The sequence below is a fragment of the Microcoleus sp. B13-B6 genome, from assembly GCF_036705405.1.
In the GTDB taxonomy this organism is placed as follows: Bacteria; Cyanobacteriota; Cyanobacteriia; order Cyanobacteriales; family Microcoleaceae; genus Microcoleus.
Genome location: NZ_JAUBUJ010000246.1, coordinates 1 through 1,508 on the forward strand (window position 1 = coordinate 1; position 1,508 = coordinate 1,508).

General features: G+C 41.1%; 2 protein-coding genes. Both read right to left on the reverse strand.

Translation table 11 applies throughout. From position 1 onward, the window contains the following. Nucleotides 1-690: 690 nt before the first annotated feature. The gene (locus tag QUB35_RS39350; RefSeq protein ID WP_333207109.1) at nucleotides 691-1,008 is read right to left on the reverse strand and encodes a zinc ribbon domain-containing protein; all 318 of its coding nucleotides are present in this window, start codon (nucleotides 1,006-1,008) and stop codon (nucleotides 691-693) included. After that, nucleotides 927-1,508, reverse strand: a 582-nt coding sequence (locus tag QUB35_RS38970) for a transposase (RefSeq protein WP_333148428.1), incomplete at its 5' end; no start/stop codon positions are given. The genes QUB35_RS39350 and QUB35_RS38970, both read right to left, overlap by 82 nt.

Sequence of the window (1,508 nt, forward strand, 5' to 3'; positions counted from 1 at the left end):
GTCAAATATCAATGTCACCGTGACCTGTCTTTGACAAGATTATTCAATTACTGTCTTGGCAAGCAATGAAACAAGAGCACAATCTGTTACTTTTACTGCTGAGGTACTAAAATGACCTACTCTGAAAAATTGCACCCGTGGTGTATCATTAGCCTGCTTCCTAATTGTCAGCGTGTTATTGTGGCACGATTTCGTAAGAGAAACGATGCAGATGATCATCTACGGGTTTTGCAGCGATTAGTGAAAACGCGCACATTTGTGATTATTTTTGACATGCAACCAAAGCCTACTGTGCCTAAAGAATAACGGCGAATGCAGCGAAGGTTTGAAATCGAATTAATCGAGATACCTGCGTTAGTTGAATCAACCGACTTTCCAGCGATTTCTCCCAGCGACAGAACCTACTGATAGCTGGGAGAATTTTTTATATATTTTACTGATTCTCTACTAACTACAACTTTTTATCATAGTATTGATTGACGCTCTAGAGCGCTCGCATTTGTACGGATAGTTACAATTGCATAAGTAAATATGCTCTGATTGATAGCTGTGCAATCGTAGATGTGGCTAATAGTAATATAGCTTGCGAGCGCAATAGATATTCCTTCTGCTATACAAATACTAGACAAGTCTAGACATTTGCTTCTTACTTCATCGGGGGCATGGGAGCGGCTATCCCTCAGTAAGCTTTCACGGTTTAGCCAACCGTGATAAATTTATTGCTGCATTCAAATCCCTGTCTATCGAATGACCGCAACTTTCACAGTTATAAGTCCTTTCTTTTAACGGCATACCTTGGATTAGTCCGCAATTTGAACAGGTCTTGCTTGATGGGAACCAGCGGTCGGCAACGACGATCTCGCAGCCAAATTTTTTAGCTTTGTATTCTAACTGGCGCTTGAATTCATGGAATCCACAATCAGCTATTACCATACCGCAAGTTTGTGATTCTTTAGCATTCCACAGACATTCAAATCTTCTACTACTATCGTTGCGTGGTTTTTGCATAAGTAAGTAGTGATTTGATGTAGAGTATTTTTTCTGAGGTTTGCTATTTTTGCATGATGCTTTGCTAGTTCAATTTTGGCTTTACATCTATTATTGGAACCTTTCACCTTTCTCGCTAAGACTCTTGACAATCTCTTAAGTTTTGCGAGATGCGCTTTATAGTGCTTTGGGTTCGGAAATACTACGCCAGTTGAAAGCGTAGCCAACTCTTTAACACCCAGGTCAACTCCTACAACGTCATGACTTTTGACTGTAGGTTCATGATGTTGTTCGTAGGCAAATGCGATAAACCAACTATCGGCAGTGCGCGAGATGGTGATTGACTTGCAAGTTGTATGAGGCAACCCTTCGTGAGTTTTTACCCAGCCGACTGTCGGCAGCTTTATAGATGTACCGCCCACAGGGATAGGCTTACCGCTAGCGTCAATCGTGAAAGAGTCGTGATGCCCTTTCTTCTTAAACCTGGGATATCCACCTTTTTTTGAGAAAAATTTAGCAAA

Bases quoted from the DNA above. Each gene is read 5' to 3' on its own strand.
- QUB35_RS39350 (WP_333207109.1), bottom strand. From the start codon at position 1,008: ATGCAAAAACCACGCAACGATAGTAGTAGAAGATTTGAATGTCTGTGG.